Here is a 22,928-nt window from a genome sequence, read left to right as displayed (position 1 = left end):
AATATTTCCCTCTTAACCTTTAATTCCGCTGCTGGTAACGCCCTGGACGAAGTAGCGCTGTGCCAGGAAGAAGACAATGATGGATGGCAGAATGGAGATGCTCGCCATTGCCAGAATTTCGTTCCACGGCGCCCCTTCGGTGACGTCGATGGACATTTTCAGCGCCAGTGCAATCGGGTATTTATCCACGCTGTAGACATAAATCAGCGGCCCGATAAAGTCGTTCATTGACCACATGAACTGGAACAGGGCGACGGAGATAATGGCCGGTTTCAGGATCGGCACCACCACGTACCACAGCACCTGAAGCGAGTTACAGCCGTCAATTTGCGCCGCCTCCTCCATGTCACGCGGCACGCCGCGCAGGAACTGGATAAGCATGAAGACGAAGAACCCCTGGGTGGCGAAGGCCAGCGGCAGGTACAGCGGCATATAGCTGTTGAGCATGCCCATTTCACGGAACATCAGGTACTGCGGGATCAGCAGCACGGTGCTGGGGAGCAGCATGGTGGTGATGAGGGTGGCGAACCAGAATTTCTTCCACGGGATTTCAAAGCGCGCAAAGCCGTACGCCACGATGGTAGAGGAGATAATGGTCAGGATTACTTTCGGGATCACATACTTAAAGGTGTTCAGCATGTAATGGCCGAAGTTGTATTCGGTGCCGGTTTTCCAGCCATTCACAAAACCGTCCCAGGTCGCATGGGCAGGCCACAGGCTGAGAGTGGTGAAAATCTCGTGGTTCGGTTTGAACGACGCCGAGAACATCCACACCAGCGGATAAAGCATCAGCAGGCCGACAAACAGCAGGATCACGTAGCGCACAGCGGCGTTAATTTTCTCTCTGCGCAGCGTGCGGGCGACTTCACGCTCGGCAATCGTCCTCGCTGTGGAAAGTTGTTGGATATCAGCCATTTTTGCCTCCTTTATCGGCGGAGTAGAACACCCAATATTTCGATGACTTAAAGGCGATACCGGCAAAAATGGCCACCACCAGGAACAGGATCCACGCCAGTGCTGCGCCGTAACCCATGTCAAAGTATTTAAACGCGGTGTCGTAGATGTAGAGTGAGAACAGGTAAGTGGAATACGTTGGCCCGCCGCCGGTAATGACATACGGTCCGGTAAATTCCTGGAACGCTTGGGTGGTCTGCATAATGAAGTTGAAGAAAATTACCGGCGTGATCAGCGGCACGGTCACTTTCGTGAACATCTGCCATTTGGATGCCCCATCGATCATCGCCGCTTCATACTGCGACTGCGGAACGTTTTGCAGCGCGGCCAGGAAGATGACCATCGCGGAACCGAACTGCCAGACGCGCAGCAGGGTGACCGACATCAGGGCCAGCGAGGGCTCCCCCAGCCAGTTCACCGGGTCAAAACCAAATACGCCAATAAAGCTGTTCAGCAGACCATCAATGGCAAAGAGCGCGCGCCACAAAACAGCAATGGCCACGGAGCTGCCGAGGATCGACGGAATATAGTAGGCGGTACGGAAGAATCCAATACCGCGTAATTTAAAGTTCAGAACAAACGCAATCCCTAATGCAAAGGCGAGCTTCAGGGGGATGGTCAGAAATACATACGCAAACGTCACTCCCATTGATGTCCAGAAGAGCGTGTCTTCCGTAAACATGTAGCGATAATTTTCAATGCCGTTAAATACCGGCGGGCTCATCAGGTCGTAATCCGTAAAACTCAGGAAAAACGATGAGACGAAGGGGAAAGCCGTAAAGAGTATCAACCCAATGATGTAGGGTGATATCCACGCGAGCCCCAGCAGCTTGTTTTCATTCATACTTACCTACCTGGTAATCAATGGTTTAAAACGGAATCTGCGTCTGTAACAACCTTTCAGGCTGTCGAAACCGAGCCTGAACGGCGATGTTCTGGGTAATACGTGTCACGGTTACTTCATTTAACTTTGTTTTATAATACTTTTTTCGATTTCATCGTTGAGCGAAACGCCTGGGTTTCAATACGGTAGAACTCGTGTTCCTGGATAATAAAACGCCGTTTTATTTTATATTATTGCTATTTGTTTCCGCGTCATTCGCTTAATAGCGGAAATGTGATCAAAGTCGAAACGGTGTTTCAATAAGGTGATGAGGATGGCATTTTTGCGCTATTTCAGGCGTTCAAAGAAGAGAGAGGAGGGCGGGCGGAAAGAACTGGATGATTAATAAAGACAATACCGTGGAGAAACTAACTACTAATTCTGATAGCAGGTCTACAGCTGGATCATTCTTTCGTTCAGATAATTCTTACTTTCTTGTATCATCGGACCACTGTAACCAATCAGGCAGAAATGGTCTGCACCCTCAAAAGAAGAATGGCTATGTCAGCAATGGATTTCAAAAAAAATACGGATCTCGACTTCCCCCATTACGCGGCCCCGGCAGTCAGTTCCAAAGAAATTGACCTTCTGGGACTGTTAGAAGTTCTTCTGGCGGCAAAAAAACGTATCGTCGTGATTGCCTTCGCATTCGCACTGGTTGGACTGGCCATCGCGTTCTTACTGCCACAAAAATGGACCAGTAAAGCGGTGATCACACCGGCGGAACAGACGCAGTGGAACCCGCTGCGCCAGATGATGGTCGCCCTGCAGGTGCTCGACGTGGACGTGAAAATTACCCGTCCGGACGTGTTTAACCAGTTTATTAAAAAGTTCCAGTCGCAGTCGTTGCTTGAGGAGTACATGAAATCCTCACCTTACGTGATGGCACAGCTGGAAGGCACTGATGTGGATCCGCTTGAGCTGCATCGTGCGGTGGTCAATATCTCCGAAAAGATGAAAGCGGTAGATAACACTCTGGCAAAAGACGCGGATAAAGCGCCGTACGTCTCGTGGACATTGAGCTTCACCGCGCCGACGGCGGGGGATGCGCAAACGGTTCTTAAAGGTTACGTGGATTACATCTCGCAGATTGTTGAGCAGGAAACCATGGAGAATATCCGTAACCAGATCACCCTGAAAACCAAAGTGGTGGAGCAACAGCTGGAGCTGGATCGGGTACGTCTGACGAATGTTCACAACACCAATCTGCAGCGTCTTAACTATTCTCTGGAAGTGGCCAACGCGGCGGGTATCAAAAAGCCGGTCTACAGCAACGGTCAGGCGGTTAAAGACGATCCGGATTACTCCGTCGCGCTCGGTGCCGACGGTATCGCGCAAAAACTGCAGATTGAAAAAAATCTCAAGGACATCGCTGAGCTGAACGCGGACTTCCAGAACCGGGAATACTACCTGGCGCAGCTGAAAAAGCTGTCTGTCGAAGACGTCAAACTTGAACCGTTCAAGTATCAGCTCTCTCCATCCATGCCGGTGAAAAAAGACGGTCCGGGCAAAGCCCTGATTGTGATCCTGGCGGGACTGCTGGGCGGGCTGTTTGCCTGTGGCAGCGTATTACTGCGCGAGGCCATGCTCAGCCGCAATCCTCTGGTCGAGCCTGTAACGGAATAAAAAACGCAGACGAGAAGGGCGCTGTCATCAGCGCCCTTTTTTTATTTCAAAAAATCCTCACGTACCGGCGTGAAGGTATCCAGCAGCGTGCCGGGTTTAAGACACACGCAGCCGTGCATCACATGTGGCTTTTTGTAGAGGGTATCCCCGGCCGTCACCACATGTTTTTCATCTCCAATCGTGAACTCAAACTCGCCGGACAGCACATAGGTTAACTGTTCATGAGGATGGTTATGCAGTGGGCCTGTCGCGCCCTGTTCAAAATTCACCTCCACCGCCATCATTTTACCGGCATGGGCAAGAATACGGCGCGTCACGCCGTTCCCCAGATCGTCAAGCGTGGTCTCGTTGTGGAAAATAAACATATCGTCACCCCAGAATGCATTAAAACAATGTTTCATTTAATTTATATCACCATGGGTTAAAAAGAAACGACGTGACAAAGAACTGGAAACACGATCACAAGTTTGCTTCACTGGGATAAACACATAAGGAGGGATGATGAAAACGATCGGCCTGTTAGGGGGGATGAGCTGGGAATCGACAATCCCCTATTACCGCCTGATTAATGAAGGGGTGAAGCAACGTCTGGGGGGCCTGCATTCTGCCAGCCTGCTGCTGCACAGCGTAGATTTCCATGAAATCGAAGCCTGCCAGTCGAGCGGTGAATGGGATAAAGCCGGGGAAATACTGGCCGAGGCCGCGCTGGGGCTGGAGCGTGCGGGAGCAGCGGGGATTTTGCTCTGTACCAACACCATGCATAAAGTCGCGTCCCATATCGAAGCGCGCTGTTCGCTGCCCTTCCTGCACATTGCCGATGCAACCGGGCGGGCCATCACCGCATCCGGGTTACGTCGTGTGGCGCTGCTGGGAACGCGCTACACCATGGAGCAGGATTTTTACCGCGGTCGGTTGAGCAGCCAGTTTGGCATTGAAAGCCTGATCCCGGATGAGGCAGACCGGGCCCGCATCAACCAGATTATCTTTGATGAACTCTGCCTCGGCACCTTTAGCGAATCATCCCGGGCATATTACGTCAGCGTGATTGAAAAACTCGCGCAGCAGGGGGCGGAAGGGGTGATCTTCGGCTGTACGGAAATCGGTTTACTGGTGCCGGTTGAGCAAAGCCCGATTCCGGTCTTCGATACCGCCGCGATTCATGCCGCCGATGCCGTGGAGTTTATGCTGTCATAAACTTTGCCGATCGGATAAACGAAGCGCCACCTGACGGGCATGGGCTATCAGGTGTTCCGTAAACGCCTCCACCAGCGCTGAGACCGGGCGATGGAGGGGGCGGATCAGGCTCACGGTGAACGGGACTGACAGGCTAAACGGGCGGATGACAATATCGCGCCCGGCGTAATCCAGCGCCGTCAGTGGATTCACCACCGAAACGCCCACCCCGGCGCGCACCATGGCGCAAATGGAGGCCGCACTGTGGGTCTCGACCACCATCCTGCGCTTCACCTGATGCTCGGCAAACAGTGAATCCAGCAGCTGCCGGTAGCTGTCGGTTTGTGACAGGCTAATGTAGTTCTCACCGTGAAAATCCGCTGGCGTCAGAATCTGCTTGCGGGCAAGCGGGTGCCCGTCTGGCAGCACGCACACCTCATCTAAAGAGAGCAGTTCCGTGCGTTCCGTTCCCGCGGGCGTAGAGAGGGTTTCGGTCAGGCCTAAATCATGGCGCTGTGCGGAGAGCCACTCCTCGAGCAGCGGTGACTCCTGCGGGACAATCGTGAGATTCACCTCCGGATATCGGGCCAGAAAAGGCTGGAGCAGCGTCGGCAAAAAAGACTGCGAAAAGACGGGCAGGCAGACAATCGATAGCTCGCCCTGCCGAAACTCGCGCAGGCTTTCCGCCGCACTGACAATGCGGTCCAGGCCGTACCATGAGCGCTGCACTTCCTCGAACAGGCGCAGCCCCTGTACCGTCGGGTGAAGCCTGCCGCGGGTGCGTTCGAACAGCTTCAGTCCCAGCACTTTCTCGAATCGCGCCAGCTCGCGGCTGACCGTTGGCTGCGAGGTATGGAGCATCTGCGCAGCCTCGGTGAGGTTGCCCGTGGTCATCACGGCGTGAAAAATCTCGATATGGCGTAAATTGACGGCGGGCATAGGTCACCTGAATACAAAGAACTGTCCATATCATTTTTGCATAGACTCGCGATAAAACGATATTTTTTATTCTCTTCCTGCTGTGGCGTAATCATAAAAAAATATCACCCCGGAGAAAGACCATGCCACGCCCGCTTAACCAGACTGATACTGATTTGAATGCCGAAAACCTGCTACGCCTGCCTGCCGAGTTTGGCTGTCCGGTGTGGGTCTACGACGCGCAGATTGTTCGCGAGAAGATTGCTGCCCTGCATCAGTTTGACGTGGTGCGTTTTGCCCAGAAGGCGTGCTCCAATATCCACATTCTGCGTCTGATGCGTGAGCAGGGCGTGAAGGTTGACTCCGTCTCCCTGGGGGAGATTGAGCGCGCGCTGGCGGCCGGGTTTGATCCGAAAGCCGATCCTGACGCGATTGTATTTACCGCCGATGTGATCGACGACGCCACGCTTGCTCGCGTCCATGAGCTGCAGGTGCCGGTAAACGCCGGGTCCGTGGATATGCTGGAACAGCTTGGGCAAGTTTCTCCGGGCCACCGCGTCTGGCTGCGCGTGAACCCTGGCTTTGGTCACGGTCATAGCCAAAAAACCAATACCGGGGGCGAAAACAGCAAGCACGGTATCTGGTATGCCGATATGCCCGCTGCCCTGGACGTACTGCAGCGTTACAATCTGAAGCTGGTGGGGATTCATATGCACATCGGCTCCGGCGTGGATTACGCGCACCTTGAGCAGGTCTGTGGCGCAATGGTGCGCCAGGTGATCGAGTTTGGTCAGGATCTGGAGGCGATCTCCGCCGGGGGCGGTCTTTCCATTCCTTACCGTGAAGGGGAAGAGGCGATCGACACCGATCACTATTACGGCCTGTGGAGCGCCGCGCGTGACCAGGTCGCCGCGCATCTTGGTCATGCCGTGAAGCTGGAAATTGAGCCGGGTCGTTTCCTGGTGGCTGAATCCGGGGTGCTGGTGGCGCAGGTTCGCAGCGTGAAAGAGATGGGCTCGCGCCACTTTGTGCTGATTGACGCCGGCTTTAACGATCTGATGCGCCCGTCAATGTACGGCAGCTATCACCACATTTCGGCTCTGGCTGCCGATGGCCGCGATTTAACTCACGCGCCGCGTATCGAGACGGTTGTCGCGGGCCCGCTGTGTGAGTCTGGTGATGTCTTTACCCAGCAGGAAGGGGGGAAAGTGGAAACCCGCGCGCTGCCGGAAGTTAAACCAGGCGACTATCTGGTGCTGCACGATACCGGTGCGTACGGGGCGTCAATGTCCTCAAACTACAACAGCCGCCCGCTGCTGCCAGAAGTGTTGTTTGATAACGGCAAGGCGCGGCTGATCCGCCGCCGCCAGACCATTCAGGAACTGCTGGCGCTGGAACTCGTCTGAGTGAAGTACGGCCCCGTCGTGACCGAGTCGCGTAATACCAGCGTACCGGTGAACGGCGGGATCGCATCGACCGGTTGGTTTTTTGCCAGCCGGATCGCCTGATCGATAGCCGTAACGATCATATTGTCGATAGGCAGGTAAACCGACGAGAGCGCTGGCTCCAGCCATTTCGCGCATGGGGCATCGTCAAAGCCAAACAGGGAAATATCCTGTGGGATCCGCAGCCCCGCCTGGTGTAGCGCCTTGGACGCACCCAGCGCCATATCATCGTTACAGGCAAACAGAGCGCTATACGCTATACCGTCGGCAATCAGCTCTTTGCAGAGCTCATATCCTCGCGTCATTCCCGCATCGCCATACTTTATCCGCCGCTCGTCCAGACGAATGCCGTGCTTTTCCAGCGCCTTACGGTAGCCCATTAGCCTCGCTTTCCCGGTTGGCGTGTGGATCGGGACGGTGATACAGGCGATCTCCCGGTGGCCCTGGTTGATCAGGTAATCCACGGCCTTAAAGGCGGCATCCTGCTGTTCGAAGAACACGCAGCGATCGGGCGCCTGGCTGACTTCACGGTTGATGACCACCAGCGGGGTTTGCACCGAATGGATCAGCTTCATGATCGCTTTTTCGCTCATGTAGCGGGTGTAAAGCACGATGGCATCGCATTTGCGATCGGCCAGCATTTGTACCGCCTGCTCTTCCTGCTCCGGGGCGTCGTGACCATCCGTGACGATCAGCTGCTTGCCGTGTGTTTCCGTCTGTCGGGAGGCCTGCTGAAGAAGACGACCAAAGTAAAAACCATCAAAGGTAGAGACCACCAGACCAATGCTGTTGCTGGTCTGGTTCGCCAGCGAACGCGCGAGAAAATTCGGGCGGTAGCCCAGCTCTTCCATCGCATTAAACACCTGCTGACGCGTACTCTCTTTAACCTGACCTGTGCCGTTCAGCACGCGCGATACCGTGGCTTTCGACACGCCCGCGCGCAATGAGACATCCAGCATTGTTGCCATTAGACATTCCTGATTCCACGTAACGATCTGCAGTTTAACACAGACCATCCGGTGCATAAGCGATGCGGGAAGGGCAAAACTTCCAGCATGATCACGCTTTTAGGTAACGAGCGGTCAGTTCGACATACAGGGTTTTAAGTGGTATGCCAAAATCGATATAAACCGCATTTTGGAATACCTGTTACGTCGTTGAGAGCTTAATCACAGAACAAAACCCGACATGTAGCTATTTTTGGTATGCCAATAGTATCCGGCTGTACACCTTATCCAATAAAAGCCCTTTTACTGAGGTATTACCCTATGGCATTACAGGAAAAACTGATCGACGCTCTGGGCAGTTTTGCCACAAAATTCAACAGTTATCGCTATATCATGGCGATCAAGTCTGCCTTTATTACCTTAATGCCGGTCATCATCGTTGGGGCATTCTCTGTCTTGATCTCCAATATGGTACTGGATCCGAAAAATGGCCTGGCGAGCTTCCAGTCCCTCTCTTTTCTCGCCACGCTAAAACCCATCACCAGCGCGCTCAATTACGCCACCCTGAATTTCCTTAACATTGGCGCGGTGTTCTTAATCGGCATCGAACTGGGCCGCATCAACGGGATCAAATCCTTATTCCCTGGCCTGCTGGCGGTGATCTGCTTTATCTGCGTGACGCCGACAACCGTTGAGATGCTGGTGGATGGTGAAATGCACGTGGTGAAAGACGTGCTGCTGCGTCAGTTCTCTGATACCCGCAGCCTGTTCCTCGGTATGTTTATCGCGATTCTGTCGGTAGAAATTTACTGCTGGCTGGAAAACCGCAAGGGGCTGAAGATCAGGATGCCGGACACCGTACCGCCAAACGTGGCGGCATCGTTCTCCGCGCTGATCCCGGCGATCATCACCACTACCGCGATTGCCACATTGGGTTTCGTCTTCCATCAACTCACCGGCATGTATCTCTATGACGCGGTCTATCAGGTGGTGCAACAGCCGCTGGAGCGCGTGGTGCAAAGCCTGCCGGGCATTCTGCTGCTGATGTTTGTCGCACAGCTTTTCTGGGTGATTGGTATTCACGGCAACCAGATGATCAAGCCGATCCGCGAGCCGCTGCTGTTAGGCGCCATCACCGTTAATATGAGCGCCTTTGAGCAGGGCAAAGAGGTGCCGAATATCATCACCATGCCGTTCTGGGATGTGTACATGAGCATCGGCGGGTCGGGGCTGACCATCGGCCTGCTGATCGCGGTCATGATTGCCACCAAACGCAAAGAAATGAAAGAGATCGCCAAGCTTTCCATTGGTCCGGGGCTCTTTAACATCAACGAGCCGGTGATCTTCGGCATGCCAATCATGCTTAACCCGATCCTCGCCATTCCTTTCATTATCACGCCGCTGGTGACCGGCTCTATCGGTTACTTTGCCACTGTGACCGGCTTTGCCGGTAAAGCCGTGGTGATGGTGCCGTGGACCACGCCGCCGCTGATCAACGCCTGGCTCTCCACCGCCGGATCGATGGGGGCGGTCATCACTCAGCTTATCTGCATTGTGACTGCCGTCATTATCTACCTGCCGTTTGTGAAGATTGCTTCACGACGTGCCGAACAGGCCGCGCTGCAACAGGCGACCGACAATGCATGAGGATGTGATGACGACAAAACAGATAACCATTCCGCAGGATTTCATTCTGGGCGCGGCTGCGTCAGCCTGGCAAACCGAAGGCTGGAGCGGCAAAAAGGCGGGGCAGGATTCGTGGATCGATCTCTGGTACAAAAACGATCGCCACGTCTGGCACAACGGCTATGGCCCGGCGGTGGCGACCGACTTTATCAACCGCTTTCGCGAGGATGTGGCGCTGATGAAGCAGGCAGGGCTGACGCACTACCGAACCTCGATTAACTGGTCACGTTTTTTAACCGACTATGAAAAAGTGACGGTGGACGAGGAGTACGCCGCCTATTACGACGCGTTGTTCGATGAGATGCACCGTCAGGGCATTGAGCCGATGATCTGCCTTGAGCATTACGAGCTGCCGGGCGTGCTGCTTGACACTTACGGCGGCTGGGCTTCCAAGCAGGTTGTCGACCTGTTTGTCCGCTATGCGGAAAAAGTCTTTGAACGCTACCACGGTAAAGTCACCCGCTGGTTTACCTTCAATGAACCGATCGTGGTACAGACCCGCGTTTATCTCGATGCGCTGCGCTGGCCCTACGAGCAGAATACCGGTAAATGGATGCAGTGGAACCACCATAAGGTTCTGGCGACGGCAAAGGTTGTACAGCTGTTTCGCGCCAAAGGCTACCCTGGCTCGGTTGGCTGTATTCTCAACCCCGAAGTCACCTATCCTCGATCGTGCGCACCGCACGATGTTAACGCCGCAGAGAAGTACGATCTGTTCTATAACCGCGTATTTCTCGATCCGCTGGTGCACGGGCGCTACCCGCCAGAACTGTTTACGCTGCTGGAACAGCATCAGGTGGCGTGGGACTACACCGCAGAAGAGCTGGAACTGATTGCGCAGAACACCGTCGATGAGCTGGGGATAAACCTCTATTACCCGCATCGAGTGAAAGCGCCGTCTCGTGCCTGGCACCCGGAGACACCGTTCCACCCGGCGTACTACTACGAACCGTTCGAACTGCCAGGACGGCGAATGAATAAATCCCGCGGCTGGGAAATCTACCCCCGAATTATCTACGATATGGCGATGCGGATAAAAAATGACTACCGCAATATCGACTGGTTCGTGGCGGAGAGCGGGATGGGCGTGGAGAACGAAGCGCAATTTCGCAACAGTGACGGGGTCATTGACGACGAGTACCGCATTGCGTTCATTCGCGAGCACCTCTATTACACGCTGCTGGCGCGGGAGGAGGGGGCAAACTGTCATGGCTATATGCTGTGGGCCTTCACGGACAACGTATCGCCGATGAACGCCTTCAAAAACCGCTACGGGCTGATTGAGATCGATCTTAATAACAATCGCGCCAGGCGGGCGAAAAGGTCGGCGAGCTGGTTCCGGCAGCTGCGCGATGCGTGCGCGCTCACGCTCCCGGTCGATGATGAATGGAAGTAAGCGAAAACCATGCTGGTTCTGGTAAAATAGCGCACAAACTGGCCGGGAGGACGCCCGGCCTGCGCATTAACTGAAAAAACAGGTGAAAACGTGGATAAGGCTGTCATCCTGCCGGAAAAAAAACAGTACCAGGAAATTGGCGAGGATTTACGGGCGCAAATTATCCAGGGGCGCTATCCCGTAGGTTCCCGTCTGCCGCCCGAGCGTAATATTGCTGAGAAGTACGGCGTAAGTCGTACCATCGTGCGTGAGGCATTGCTGATGCTGGAGCTGCAGGGCACGGTGGATATCCGCCAGGGGTCTGGCGTTTATGTGATGCGCATTCCTGAAGAACACGAAAACGAAGAAGAACGTTTTCTGAACAGCGACGTCGGCCCCTTTGAGATCCTGCAGGCGCGCCAGCTTCTCGAAAGCAACATCGCCGCGTTTGCTGCCAAAATGGCGACACGCGCAGACATCGACAATCTGCGCCGTATTATTGAGCAGGAGCAGCGCGCCATTGCCGCCAACGATAACAGCCAGGACAATAATAAAATGTTTCACCTGGTGCTGGCGGGGGCAACGCAAAACCAGATGCTGCTGGCAACGGTAGAAAGTATCTGGCACCACATGGACAGCAGCCCGCTGTGGCAGCAATTCAATGGGCATATCGCCAGCCGTGCATACCGCCTGAAATGGCTGGGCGACAGGCAAACTATCCTCGCGGCGCTTCGTCGTCGTGACGTGATGGGTGCCTGGCAGGCGATGTTCCAGCATCTGGAAAATGTGAAAAAGAGCTTACTTGAACTCTCCGATGAAGATGCGCCGGATTTTGACGGTTATCTTTTTGAATCTGTGCCCGTGTTTCAGGGGAAGCTGGTGTGACTATTCTGCCTCTCTATGCCGCGCCTCAGTATGCGGAACAGGTAACTGACTGGATCTGGCAGGCGTTCGGTGACGGGCTTACGCGGGCGTTTTTCCAGAGCATCGTTGAACATAGCCAGACGCCGGGCGCGTTACCGTTGACCTTTATTGCTCTGGAGGGCGAACAGCTTCTGGGTACGGTTGGGATCTGGCGCTGCGATTTAATCACCCGACAGGATCTTTGTCCGTGGCTGGCTGCGCTGTACGTTGATGAAGCGGCGCGTGGTAACGGACTGGCGGGAAAACTGCAGCAGCATGTTATCGCCTATGCCGCACAGGCCGGGTATCACGAACTGCATCTGTGGTCTGCCTGCCGCGACTTCTACGAACGTTACGGCTGGCAGTACATTGGCGATGCGCTCGAATACCCGAACAAAACGGTACATCTGTATCGCTATTCCTCTCCCGCTTCTGCTGGCGAACCTACAGAGTGACGGCGGACTAAGGTGGGGCTGAACAGGTGGGTGATATCCGGTGGCTGGCGTTGTTCGGCCAGCGCCAGTGCCAGCTCCGCAGCCTGCGTTGCCATTGTGATAATCGGGTAACGTACCGTGGTCAGGCGGGGACGCACGTAGCGGGACACCAGCACATCATCAAAGCCAATGAGTGAAATTTCTCCCGGCACCTCGATTCCGTTGTCATTTAACACCCCCATTGCCCCGGCGGCCATCGAGTCGTTATAGCTGGCAACCGCCGTGAAATTCCGTCCACGCCCCAGCAGTTCTGTCATTGCCTGTTCGCCGCCACTCTCATCCGGCTCGCCGTAGGCCACCAGCCGGTCATTACACGGCAAACCGTTTTCGCGCAGGGCATCGTAGTAGCCCTGCAGGCGATCTTCGGCATCGGAAATCGGGTGATTGGAGCAGAGATAACCAATGCGGGTATGGCCCTGCTGAATCAAATGGCGGGTAGCAAGCCAGGCGCCGTAGCGGTCGTCGAGTGCCACGCAGCGTTTCTCAAAACCGGGAATAATTCGATTGATGATCACCATGCCGGGGATCTGCTTCATCAGATGAATGAGTTCAGCATCGGGGATCATTTTGGCGTGAACAACCAGCGCAGCGCAGCGGTGGCGCATCAGCTGTTCGATAGCCTGGCGTTCTTTTTGTTCGTTGTGATAGCCATTGCCGATCAGCAGAAAATTGCCGGTCTGATAAGAAACCTGTTCAACCGCTTTTACCATGGCGCCAAAAAACGGGTCAGACACATCGCCCACCACCAGTCCGATGGTTTCAGTAGACTGTTGGGCAAGGGCGCGGGCGTTGGCATTCGGATGATAATTCAATGATTCCATGGCGTTTTGCACCGCCTGGCGTGATGCGTCACTGGCTTTAGGGGAGTCGTTGATCACGCGCGAGACGGTCGCCACGGAAACACCAGCCAGACGGGCCACATCCTTTATTGTCGCCATTACATACCTTCTTAGTGGGGGTAAGCGTTTACACACGAAATAGTGTTGCGGAAAAGCGCCGTGCATTCAAGGGGCGCGGGGGTTCGCCCTCCACAAACGTGACGCAGCACAACCCTGGCCGTGTAATCGTTACACGGCCAGTCATGTCTGAATAATGTCAATCTGAACCTTTAGTTACACTTTGCCTCAGGCTGTTGCGATTGTCCGATGGCGAGGATGAGGGGGAGATTGATAGAGTCGAGATCCCAGAGGTATTGATTGGTGAGAATTCTTAGTACGGTTTCGTACTCTTCTCTTGCACCAACCTGCGCGGATGCGCAGGTTTTTTTTCGCCTCAACTTTGCAGTCGCTCCCGTATCACTTCTCGTGTAATCTGCCACCATTTACTATCAACCCTTCACACTGGCTGGCAAAGGGAGTTGAGATGCTTTTTGGGTTCTTCCGTACACTCTTCCGTATTCTCTTTCGCATTCGCGTCACTGGCGATGCTCAGGCGCTTCGCGGCGAACGCGTTCTTATCACACCAAACCATGTTTCCTTTATCGACGGCATTCTGCTGGCGCTATTTCTGCCCGTGCGTCCGGTGTTTGCGGTTTATACCTCCATCAGCCAGCAGTGGTACATGCGCTGGCTCACGCCGCTGATTGATTTTGTGCCGCTCGACCCGACCAAACCGATGATGATTAAACATCTGGTGCGTCTGGTGGAGCAGGGGCGTCCGGTGGTTATTTTCCCGGAAGGGCGCATCTCGGTGACCGGTTCACTGATGAAAATCTACGACGGCGCCGGGTTTGTCGCGGCGAAGTCAAAAGCAACCGTGGTGCCACTGCGTATTGAAGGGGCGGAGCGCTCCTATTTCAGCCGTCTGAAAGGGCTGGTAAAGCAGCGCGTGTTCCCAAAAATTACGTTGCATATCCTGCCGCCAACGTCGTTACCGATGCCTGACGCGCCCCGTGCACGCGATCGCCGTAAAATTGCCGGAGAGATGCTGCACCAGATTATGATGGAAGCGCGTATGGCGGTCCGCCCGCGCGAGACGCTGTATGAATCCCTGCTGTCGGCACAGCACCGCTACGGCGCGAAGAAAAACTGCATCGAAGACATCAACTTTACCCCGGATACCTATCGCAAGCTGCTGACCAAGACATTGTTCGTGGGCCGTATTCTTGAGAAGTACAGTCAGCAGGGCGAAAAGATTGGCCTGATGCTGCCCAACGCAGGCATCAGCGCGGCGGTGATTTTTGGTGCCGTTTCCCGTGGCCGTATTCCGGCGATGATGAACTACACGGCGGGCGTGAAAGGGCTGACCAGCGCCATCACGGCAGCGCAAATCAAAACCGTCTTTACCTCCCGCCAGTTCCTCGACAAAGGCAAACTGTGGCATCTTCCTGAACAGCTTACCCAGGTACGCTGGGTCTTTCTGGAAGATCTTAAAGCGGACGTGACGACAGGCGACAAACTGTGGATTTTTGCTCATCTGCTGATGCCGCGTCTGGCCCAGGTGAAACAGCAGCCGGAAGACGACGCGATTATCCTCTTCACCTCTGGCTCTGAAGGCAACCCGAAAGGCGTCGTCCACAGTCACAAGAGTATTCTGGCGAACGTTGAGCAGATCAAAAGCATTGCCGACTTTACCGCGAAAGACCGGTTTATGTCAGCGCTGCCGCTGTTCCACTCTTTTGGTCTGACGGTGGGGCTTTTCACGCCGCTGCTGACCGGTGCCGAAGTCTTCCTTTATCCAAGCCCGTTGCATTACCGCATTGTGCCTGAGCTGGTGTATGACCGTAACTGTACCGTGTTGTTTGGAACCTCAACCTTCCTCGGGAACTACGCGCGTTTCGCCAATCCGTATGACTTCTTCCGCGTGCGCTACGTGGTTGCGGGTGCGGAAAAACTGCAGGAGAGCACGCGACAGATCTGGCAGGACAAATTTGGTCTGCGTATCCTTGAGGGGTATGGCGTGACAGAGTGTGCGCCGGTGGTCTCTATCAACGTGCCAATGGCGGCGAAACCGGGGACAGTAGGCCGAATTCTGCCTGGGCTGGATGCTCGTCTGCTGGCGGTGCCTGGTATTGAAGACGGCGGCCGGCTGCAGCTGAAAGGGCCAAACGTGATGAACGGCTATCTGCGCGTGGAAAACCCCGGCGTGCTGGAAGCACCGACCGCAGAAAACGTTAATGGCGAGATTGAAACGGGCTGGTACGACACCGGCGATATTGTACGTTTCGATGAGCAAGGCTTTGTGCAGATCCAGGGGCGTGCAAAACGCTTTGCCAAGATTGCGGGTGAAATGGTCTCGCTTGAGATGGTTGAACAGCTGGCATCGGGCGTCTCCGCCGACAAGATGCATGCCACGGTTGTGAAGAGTGATGCAAGTAAAGGCGAGGCGCTGGTGCTGTTCACCACCGACAGCGAGCTTAAGCGCGACCAGTTACTGAGCTATGCCCGCGAGCACGGCATCCCAGAGCTGGCGGTACCTCGTGATATTCGCTACCTGAAACAGCTTCCGGTGCTCGGCAGCGGTAAGCCCGACTTCGTGACCCTCAAGGGCATGGTTGAACAGGCGGAACAACATAATGCGTGAGTCAGTACACACTAACACCTCTCTGCGCTCAAAAGGCATGATGGCGGTGATTGCCGCCCAGTTCCTTTCCGCCTTTGGCGATAACGCGCTGCTGTTTGCCACGCTGGCATTGCTCAAGGCTGAGTTTTACCCCGACTGGAGTCAGCCGGTTCTGCAGATGGTGTTTGTGGGCGCTTACATTATCTTTGCACCGTTTGTCGGACAGGTTGCGGACAGCTTCCCGAAAGGCCGGGTAATGATGTTTGCCAACGGCCTGAAACTGCTGGGAGCCGCCAGCATTTGTTTTGGTTTCAATCCGTTTATTGGCTATACGCTGGTCGGCATTGGCGCCGCAGCCTACTCCCCGGCGAAGTATGGCATCCTCGGGGAGCTGACCACCGGTGACAAGCTGGTGAAAGCCAATGGGCTGATGGAGTCCTCCACCATTGCGGCAATCCTGCTTGGCTCCGTCGCAGGCGGTGTCCTCGCTGACTGGCACGTGCTGGCGGCCCTCGGCGTGTGTGCCGTGGTGTACGGTGGTGCGGTAGTCGCTAACCTGTTTATTCCAAAACTGCCGGTGGCGCGTCCGGGGCAATCCTGGCGCTTTAAGCCGATGACCGGCAGCTTCTTCAATGCCTGCCGCGTGCTGTGGCGTAATGGTGAAACGCGATTCTCTCTGATGGGCACCAGTATGTTCTGGGGCGCTGGCGTTACGCTGCGCTTCCTGCTGGTATTGTGGGTGCCGGTGGCGCTGGGGATCACGGACAACGCGACGCCAACCTACCTTAATGCGATGGTGGCGATCGGGATTGTGGTGGGCGCGGGGGCAGCGGCAAAACTGGTGACGCTCGACACCGTTGCTCGCTGCATGCCGGCAGGGATCCTGATTGGCGTTGCGGTGCTTTTTTTCGCACTGCAACACGCGTTATTGCCAGCCTACGTACTGCTGATCCTGATTGGTATTCTGGGGGGCTTCTTCGTGGTGCCGCTGAATGCGCTATTACAGGAGCGTGGCAAGCAGACGGTCGGGGCGGGCAATGCTATTGCGGTGCAAAACCTCGGTGAAAACCTGGCGATGCTGCTGATGCTGGGCCTGTATTCGCTGGCGGTTAAAGCCGGTGCGCCTGTGGTGGGGATTGGCGTCGGGTTCGGTGGACTGTTCGCGCTGGCGATTGCCGGCTTGTGGGTCTGGCAGCGCCGCCGCTGATTCGGGTCGTCTTCAGCGCCTTTTCACAAGCGGGTGCAAACATTAAAAACGGCAACAGAGGTTGCCGTTTTGTTTTTTTTACGGTGCCGGATAGGTATAAACCTGATGCACCGCTTCAATCTCCGCCAGCACGTCCTCGCTCAGGTCCAGATGGAAACTCTCAATGTTGGTTTTCAACTGTTCCATCGTCGTTGCGCCCAGCAGGGTGCTGGCCACAAACGGCTGACGGCGTACGAAGGCCAGTGCCATCTGGGCAGGATCGAGCCCGTGACGCTTCGCAATATCAACGTAGGCCGCGACGGCTTTCTGCGTCTGCTCGCCGCTATAGCGGGTAAAGCGGCTGAAGAGCGTATTACGCGCGCCGGCTGGCTTCGCGCCGTTCAGGTATTTACCCGTCAGCGTACCAAAGCCCAGGCAGGAATAGGCGAGCAGCTCAACCTCTTCATATTGCGTCACTTCGGCCAGACCCACTTCGTAACTGCGGTTGAGCAGGCTGTAGGGGTTCTGGATGGTGACAATGCGCGGCAGATCGTGTTTATCAGCCAGGTGCAGGTAGCGCATAACGCCAAAAGCCGTTTCGTTAGACACGCCGATGTAGCGGATTTTGCCCGCTCGCTGGCATTCGGTCAGCGCTTCCAGCGTTTCAAGCAGCGTAACGGCGGGAGCGCTTTCGTTCCAGCTGTAGCCGAGCTTACCAAAGCAGTTGGTTGGACGCTGCGGCCAGTGTACCTGGTAGAGATCAAGATAATCGGTTTGCAGGCGCTTCAGGCTGGCATCCAGCGCGGCACGGATATTCTTGCGATCGAGGATCTGGTTTGGGCGGATCCCGGCATCGCTGTTACGCGCAGGGCCGCTGACTTTCGAGGCGATAACCAGTTTTTCTCGGTTGCCGCGTTTTGCCAGCCAGTTGCCGACGTAGGTTTCGGTAAGCCCCTGCGTTTCCGGGCGTGGAGGAACAGGGTACATCTCTGCGACATCAATCAGGTTAATGCCCTGGCTGACGGCATAATCGAGTTGTGCATGGGCATCGGCTTCGCTGTTTTGTTCACCAAATGTCATCGTGCCCAACCCCAGTTGGCTTATCTCCAGAGAGCTGTGGGGGATACGGTGATAATGCATAGCCGGCTTCCTTCAATAGACATGTAGACCGCGTCAGGAACCTCCCGACAAAGGAATATAAACATGGCAGAGGGGAAGCAAAAGGGGAAGAAAAAAATCAAAAAGGCCAGCAAGGTACTGACCTCTCTCTGTTTATCGCTCGATAATTTGCGAGACTTCGTCGCGATTGATCTGCATTTTATTCCCGGACTGATCGCGGTAGCTGACCAGACCAGTGTCATCATCGACTTCCGGCTTGCCGTCTGTCAGGATCATCCGGCCATCTTTTGTCGCCATCACGTAATCGCTGCTACAGCCCGATACTGCAAACGCTAATCCGACTGCTGAAATTAACACTGCCCATTTTTTCATCGTTATCGTCCTCACCTGGCTCGTATCAAATCATAGTGTAGTAATAACCCGATATTTCGACAGGAGGAAGCGGTAAAATCTTAAAAACCAGGTGATTATGTTTGAGAGCTCTCAAAATAAGTAAAAAACTACGTTTTGAGTAAGAAATGGCGAGCAAGGAGCGCCCCGGTAAAGTTCTTTTTGAGATAAAAACCGCGTGGCAATGTCAGTATCGGCTCGCCCCGGGCACCGATTGCTTCCGTGAGCGCTTTACTGTTCGCCGCCTTTGGCCGCAGCTGTAACACCTCTCCGTGTCGGGCGGTGATGCGCTCAACCTGACCGAGGACAATCATATCCATCAGCTCTTCCCAGTCCAGACGCAGCTGATGCTCTTCATCTTCATCCGGACTCCACAGCAGCGGTGCGCCAACCCGGCGTTCAGCCAGCGGGATCTGACGTTCTCCTTCTACGGGGACCCAAAGCACGCGCTTCAGTTTATGGCGAACGTGACTGGTTTCCCACGTCACACCGGTATTCCCGGTTAACGGTGCAACGCAGACAAATGTCGTTTCCAGGGGCTTCCCAAGGCTATCGATGGGAATGGTTTTTAACTCTACGCCCAGGGCGGCGAAATCCTGCTCCGGTTTACTCCCTGCGCTTGCACCCAGCCACAGCTCCAGCAGCATGCCGATCCAGCCTTTGTCCCGCTTCAGATCCTGAGGGATCGGCAGGCCAGCCATTGCCGCCAGCTCGCCAAGCGAAAAGCCAGCCAGACGCTGCGCCTGCTGTAGCAACTGGATTTCGCTGGACGGCGGTGAAAGCAAGGGTAAAAGCGAATGCATGAAGGTAACCTTTTGATTAAAAAATACACTAAGAAATTGTCCCCTGTGGATAGAGTTTAACTTTTTCTGTACGAATATGCCATGTGCATGATTTATAGGTTTTTTTAGTACGCTAAAAATGGATGGCGAGGGACAAAAATTCGGTTGTTCAATTCTGGTCACTGACAATGAACAGGATCTTACACCATGTTATCCACAGAAAAGTGGGATAACTGGGCATAACCCTGACTACTGTTTCAATTTACAGCCTTGACGTGCGACGAAAATCCAATTTTCAAACAAATTGTGCCTAACTTATTGGCACAATCTGTGGATAAAACCGACGCTGTTCGATCTTTCATCAGCACAACGATCCCTGATGTGACGAACGTCACGATTAAGCGGTGTGGGTTGGTTTTATGGTGATTAACTTTATGAAAATAATGATTTTATTTTCTTTCGGTAATGGAGAGGGATTGACGGCGGCTGAGGTTGTTCATCGGTAATCAGACACTTCTTCACAACTATATCCACAGAAAAGGTGAATAAAATTCCCCTCAGAGCCGCTCATCTGTTTATAACTCTGCCTGTATTTGTGAGTTATTCAAATGTTATTAGGTTGCAGCCCTGTAAGAGAGTGGTTTACCGCCTCCCTGTAGTGTGAAACAATCATTCATATATAAGGTTTAGTTTGGGGTAGTCCGGTGATTGATGACGATGGCTACCGCCCGAACGTAGGAATAGTAATTTGTAATCGTCAGGGCCAGGTGATGTGGGCCCGTCGATATGGTCAGCACTCCTGGCAGTTCCCGCAAGGCGGGATCAACCCGGGAGAGTCCCCAGAACAAGCGATGTACCGGGAGCTGTTTGAAGAGGTTGGTTTAAGCCGAAAAGATGTTCGCATCCTGGCTTCGACCCGCAACTGGTTGCGTTACAAGTTACCGAAACGTTTGGTGCGTTGGGACACAAAGCCGGTTTGTATCGGCCAGAAACAAAAATGGTTTCTACTGCAGTTGGTGGGCAACGATTCAGATATCAATATGCAAACCAGCAGTACGCCGGAGTTTGATGGCTGGCGTTGGGTGAGCTATTGGTATCCTGTTCGTCAGGTCGTGTCATTTAAACGCGATGTTTACCGTAGGGTGATGAAAGAGTTCGCAAGTGTTGTCATGCAGCTTCAGGAGATCCCGCCTAAGCCGCAGAGCGCACCTGCCTGGCGACGTAAAAGAGGTTAAGCTACGCAAATCATGCTCACCCGCTTGCGAGAAATAGTCGAGAAGGTGGCCAGTGCGCCGCGTCTGAATGAGGCGCTGAACATTCTGGTTACTGACATCTGTCTTGCGATGGAGACCGAAGTCTGTTCGGTGTATCTGGCCGACCACGATCGGCGTTGCTATTACCTGATGGCGACCCGTGGTTTGAAAAAGCCACGTGGACGCACCGTAACGCTCGCGTTTGATGAAGGTATCGTTGGTCTGGTTGGGCGACTCGCCGAACCTATCAACCTTGCCGACGCGCAAAAACACCCCAGCTTTAAATATATCCCCTCCGTAAAAGAAGATCGTTTCCGCGCCTTCCTGGGTGTGCCGATTATTCAGCGCCGTCAGCTGCTTGGTGTGCTGGTGGTACAGCAGCGTGAGTTGCGTCAGTACGATGAAAGCGAAGAGTCTTTCCTCGTCACGCTGGCCACGCAGATGGCCGCGATCCTCTCCCAGTCCCAGTTGACGGCACTGTTTGGTCAGTATCGTCATACGCGTATTCGCGCGCTTCCGGCGTCGCCGGGCGTTGCTATCGCCGAAGGCTGGATGGACGCCACTCTGCCGTTAATGGAGCAGGTGTACGAAGCCTCAACGCTTGATGAAGCGCTTGAGCGTGAGCGTCTCACCGCCGCGCTGGAAGAGGCGTCGAATGAGTTTCGTCGCTACAGCAAGCGCTTTGCCGCTGGGGCGCAAAAAGAGACGGCGGCCATTTTTGACCTTTACTCGCACCTTCTCTCCGATGCACGTCTGCGCCGCGAGCTTTTTGACGAAGTCGACAAAGGTGCGGTTGCGGAGTGGGCGGTTAAAAAGGTCATCGAAAAATTTGCCGAGCAGTTTGCGGCACTGACCGACGGTTACCTGAAAGAGCGGGCCGGTGATTTACGCGCCCTGGGGCAGCGTTTACTGTTCCATCTTGATGACACTATTCAGGGCGCGAATGCCTGGCCAAAACGTTTTGTGCTGGTTGCCGATGAACTCTCCGCGACAACGCTGGCTGAACTGCCTCATGACCGCCTGGCGGGCGTGGTGGTACGCGATGGCGCGGCGAACTCGCACGCGGCCATTATGGTGCGCGCGCTGGGAATTCCCACCGTTATGGGGGCGGATATCCAGCCATCGGTGCTGCACCGACGCACCCTGGTGGTCGACGGTTATCGCGGTGAGCTGTTGGTTGATCCTGAGCCGGTTCTGCTTCAGGAATACCAGCGCCTTATCAGCGAAGAGAATGAATTAAGCAAGCTGGCAGAGGATGACGTTAATCTGCCCGCGCAGCTCAAAAGCGGCGAGCGAATCAAAGTCATGCTCAACGCAGGTTTAAGCCCCGAGCATGAAGAGAAGCTCGGCAGCCGCATCGACGGTATCGGCTTATACCGCACCGAAATCCCGTTCATGCTGCAAAGTGGCTTTCCCTCTGAAGAGGAGCAGGTCGCGCAGTATCAGGGCATGCTGCAGATGTTTAACGACAAACCGGTCACCCTGCGCACCCTTGATGTCGGGGCAGATAAACAGCTGCCGTACATGCCGATCAGTGAAGAAAACCCGTGCCTGGGCTGGCGTGGGATACGCATTACGCTCGATCAGCCTGAGATCTTCCTGATCCAGGTGCGTGCCATGCTGCGCGCGAATGCGGCGACGGGTAACCTCAGCATTTTACTGCCGATGGTCACCAGCATTGATGAGATTGACGAGGCGCGGCGGCTGATTGAGCGTGCCGGCCGTGAAGTCGAAGAGATGATTGGCTATGCGATCCCCAAACCACGAATTGGGGTGATGCTTGAAGTGCCGTCAATGGTCTTTATGCTGCCGCAGCTGGCTAACCGTGTCGACTTTATCTCGGTCGGTACCAATGACCTGACGCAGTATATTCTGGCCGTCGACCGTAACAACACGCGTGTTGCCAGCATTTATGACAGCCTGCACCCTGCGATGATCCGGGCGTTAGCGATGATCGCGCGAGAAGCCGAACAGCACGATATTGATTTGCGCCTGTGTGGTGAAATGGCCGGAGATTCGATGTGCGTTGCAATCCTGATTGGGCTGGGGTACCGCCACCTCTCCATGAACGGCCGTGCGGTTGCCCGCGTGAAGTACCTGCTGCGGCATATCGATATTGAGGATGCCCGCGAGCTGGCTGAACGCAGTCTTGAAGCGCAGCTGGCCGCCGAAGTGCGTCATCAGGTGGCTGCCTTCATGGAACGACGCGGTATGGGCGGCCTGATTCGCGGCGGTCGCTAAGACGTACTTTTCCCCTCACTCCGTCCTCGTCCTTTGTGACAGGGCGGAGGTG

Annotated in this window: 20 protein-coding genes and 1 pseudogene; 11 read left to right on the top strand and 10 right to left on the bottom strand. The window is 54.8% G+C overall.

Annotated features, from left to right (window positions below):
* Positions 1 to 12: 12 nt before the first annotated feature.
* Positions 13 to 915, bottom strand: a complete 903-nt coding sequence (locus AAIR21_RS14020; RefSeq protein ID WP_025203331.1) for a carbohydrate ABC transporter permease — start codon at positions 913 to 915, stop codon at positions 13 to 15.
* On the bottom strand, positions 908 to 1,798 hold the full coding sequence (locus tag AAIR21_RS14015; RefSeq protein ID WP_014171468.1) for a carbohydrate ABC transporter permease: 891 nt from the start codon (positions 1,796 to 1,798) through the stop codon (positions 908 to 910). Before AAIR21_RS14015 ends, AAIR21_RS14020 begins: the two co-directional genes overlap by 8 nt.
* A gap of 540 nt (positions 1,799 to 2,338) precedes the next feature.
* Here AAIR21_RS14015 and wzz(fepE) point away from each other — a divergent pair.
* Complete coding sequence (wzz(fepE), locus tag AAIR21_RS14010) at positions 2,339 to 3,463, top strand: LPS O-antigen length regulator Wzz(fepE) (RefSeq protein ID WP_032670189.1); 1,125 nt, start codon at positions 2,339 to 2,341, stop codon at positions 3,461 to 3,463.
* A gap of 41 nt (positions 3,464 to 3,504) precedes the next feature.
* Here wzz(fepE) and AAIR21_RS14005 read toward each other — a convergent pair whose 3' ends face one another.
* Positions 3,505 to 3,828: a cupin domain-containing protein gene (locus AAIR21_RS14005; RefSeq protein WP_063156816.1), complete on the bottom strand. Its 324-nt coding sequence runs from the start codon at positions 3,826 to 3,828 to the stop codon at positions 3,505 to 3,507.
* Between the two features lie 136 nt (positions 3,829 to 3,964).
* On the opposite strand from AAIR21_RS14005, the gene AAIR21_RS14000 reads away from it, so the two are divergent.
* A complete protein-coding gene (locus AAIR21_RS14000) occupies positions 3,965 to 4,657 on the top strand; it encodes an aspartate/glutamate racemase (protein WP_049023260.1) in 693 nt (230 codons plus the stop codon).
* Here AAIR21_RS14000 and AAIR21_RS13995 read toward each other — a convergent pair.
* Positions 4,652 to 5,575, bottom strand: coding sequence for a LysR family transcriptional regulator (locus AAIR21_RS13995; RefSeq protein WP_183516690.1), 924 nt, complete (start codon positions 5,573 to 5,575; stop codon positions 4,652 to 4,654). The two genes, AAIR21_RS14000 and AAIR21_RS13995, sit on opposite strands and share 6 nt — an antisense overlap.
* A gap of 122 nt (positions 5,576 to 5,697) precedes the next feature.
* On the opposite strand from AAIR21_RS13995, the gene lysA reads away from it, so the two are divergent.
* Positions 5,698 to 6,960: a diaminopimelate decarboxylase gene (gene lysA, locus AAIR21_RS13990; RefSeq protein ID WP_025203335.1), complete on the top strand. Its 1,263-nt coding sequence runs from the start codon at positions 5,698 to 5,700 to the stop codon at positions 6,958 to 6,960.
* Here the strand turns inward: lysA and AAIR21_RS13985 are convergent.
* Entirely contained in the window at positions 6,930 to 7,967 is a 1,038-nt protein-coding gene (locus AAIR21_RS13985) for a LacI family DNA-binding transcriptional regulator (protein ID WP_134179528.1), read from the bottom strand. The two genes, lysA and AAIR21_RS13985, sit on opposite strands and share 31 nt — an antisense overlap.
* A gap of 300 nt (positions 7,968 to 8,267) precedes the next feature.
* Between AAIR21_RS13985 and AAIR21_RS13980 the strand changes: the two genes are divergently transcribed.
* The 4 genes from AAIR21_RS13980 (at position 8,268) to AAIR21_RS13965 (ending at position 12,365) form a co-directional block, all read left to right on the top strand.
* Positions 8,268 to 9,593, top strand: a complete 1,326-nt coding sequence (locus AAIR21_RS13980; RefSeq protein WP_020883770.1) for a PTS sugar transporter subunit IIC — start codon at positions 8,268 to 8,270, stop codon at positions 9,591 to 9,593.
* A 7-nt stretch (positions 9,594 to 9,600) separates the two neighbouring features.
* Entirely contained in the window at positions 9,601 to 11,028 is a 1,428-nt protein-coding gene (locus tag AAIR21_RS13975) for a glycoside hydrolase family 1 protein (RefSeq protein WP_020883771.1), read from the top strand.
* A 90-nt stretch (positions 11,029 to 11,118) separates the two neighbouring features.
* Positions 11,119 to 11,892, top strand: a complete 774-nt coding sequence (locus AAIR21_RS13970) for a GntR family transcriptional regulator (RefSeq protein ID WP_047743571.1) — start codon at positions 11,119 to 11,121, stop codon at positions 11,890 to 11,892.
* Positions 11,889 to 12,365, top strand: a complete 477-nt coding sequence (locus AAIR21_RS13965) for a GNAT family N-acetyltransferase (RefSeq protein WP_014171458.1) — start codon at positions 11,889 to 11,891, stop codon at positions 12,363 to 12,365. The genes AAIR21_RS13970 and AAIR21_RS13965 overlap by 4 nt, the downstream gene beginning before the upstream one ends.
* On the opposite strand, the gene galR is transcribed toward AAIR21_RS13965, so the two are convergent.
* Complete coding sequence (gene galR / locus AAIR21_RS13960) at positions 12,326 to 13,342, bottom strand: HTH-type transcriptional regulator GalR (RefSeq protein ID WP_020883772.1); 1,017 nt, start codon at positions 13,340 to 13,342, stop codon at positions 12,326 to 12,328. The genes AAIR21_RS13965 and galR overlap by 40 nt on opposite strands.
* Positions 13,343 to 13,766: 424 nt before the next feature.
* On the opposite strand from galR, the gene aas reads away from it, so the two are divergent.
* Together aas and lplT are read left to right on the top strand one after the other, a co-directional pair.
* Positions 13,767 to 15,926, top strand: coding sequence for a bifunctional acyl-ACP--phospholipid O-acyltransferase/long-chain-fatty-acid--ACP ligase (gene aas / locus AAIR21_RS13955; RefSeq protein WP_020883773.1), 2,160 nt, complete (start codon positions 13,767 to 13,769; stop codon positions 15,924 to 15,926).
* Positions 15,919 to 17,112, top strand: a complete 1,194-nt coding sequence (lplT, locus tag AAIR21_RS13950) for a lysophospholipid transporter LplT (protein ID WP_025203340.1) — start codon at positions 15,919 to 15,921, stop codon at positions 17,110 to 17,112. Before aas ends, lplT begins: the two co-directional genes overlap by 8 nt.
* Before the next feature lie 78 nt (positions 17,113 to 17,190).
* Here lplT and AAIR21_RS13945 read toward each other — a convergent pair whose 3' ends face one another.
* The 4 genes and pseudogenes from AAIR21_RS13945 to AAIR21_RS13930 form a co-directional block, all read right to left on the bottom strand.
* On the bottom strand, positions 17,191 to 18,231 hold the full coding sequence (locus AAIR21_RS13945; RefSeq protein WP_020883775.1) for an NADP(H)-dependent aldo-keto reductase: 1,041 nt from the start codon (positions 18,229 to 18,231) through the stop codon (positions 17,191 to 17,193).
* Positions 18,232 to 18,363: 132 nt separating this feature from the next.
* Positions 18,364 to 18,582, bottom strand: a complete 219-nt coding sequence (locus AAIR21_RS13940; protein WP_020883776.1) for a YgdI/YgdR family lipoprotein — start codon at positions 18,580 to 18,582, stop codon at positions 18,364 to 18,366.
* A 128-nt stretch (positions 18,583 to 18,710) separates the two neighbouring features.
* Positions 18,711 to 19,403 carry a DNA mismatch repair endonuclease MutH gene (gene mutH / locus AAIR21_RS13935; RefSeq protein ID WP_020883777.1) on the bottom strand — a complete coding sequence of 231 codons (693 nt, stop codon included), beginning with the start codon at positions 19,401 to 19,403 and terminating at the stop codon, positions 18,711 to 18,713.
* A 154-nt stretch (positions 19,404 to 19,557) separates the two neighbouring features.
* A pseudogene (locus AAIR21_RS13930) lies at positions 19,558 to 19,623 on the bottom strand (hypothetical protein); the annotation flags it as partial.
* Between the two features lie 463 nt (positions 19,624 to 20,086).
* On the opposite strand from AAIR21_RS13930, the gene rppH reads away from it, so the two are divergent.
* Positions 20,087 to 20,617, top strand: coding sequence for an RNA pyrophosphohydrolase (gene rppH / locus AAIR21_RS13925; RefSeq protein ID WP_013098553.1), 531 nt, complete (start codon positions 20,087 to 20,089; stop codon positions 20,615 to 20,617).
* A gap of 12 nt (positions 20,618 to 20,629) precedes the next feature.
* Positions 20,630 to 22,876, top strand: coding sequence for a phosphoenolpyruvate--protein phosphotransferase (gene ptsP / locus AAIR21_RS13920; protein ID WP_014171450.1), 2,247 nt, complete (start codon positions 20,630 to 20,632; stop codon positions 22,874 to 22,876).
* The last annotated feature ends 52 nt before the right edge of the window (positions 22,877 to 22,928 follow it).

Source organism: Enterobacter sp. PTB, assembly GCF_051130085.1.
Lineage (GTDB): Bacteria > Pseudomonadota > Gammaproteobacteria > Enterobacterales > Enterobacteriaceae > Enterobacter > Enterobacter ludwigii.
Note: the sequence above shows the minus strand (reverse complement) of the source record. Positions and strands in the feature narration are given on the sequence as shown.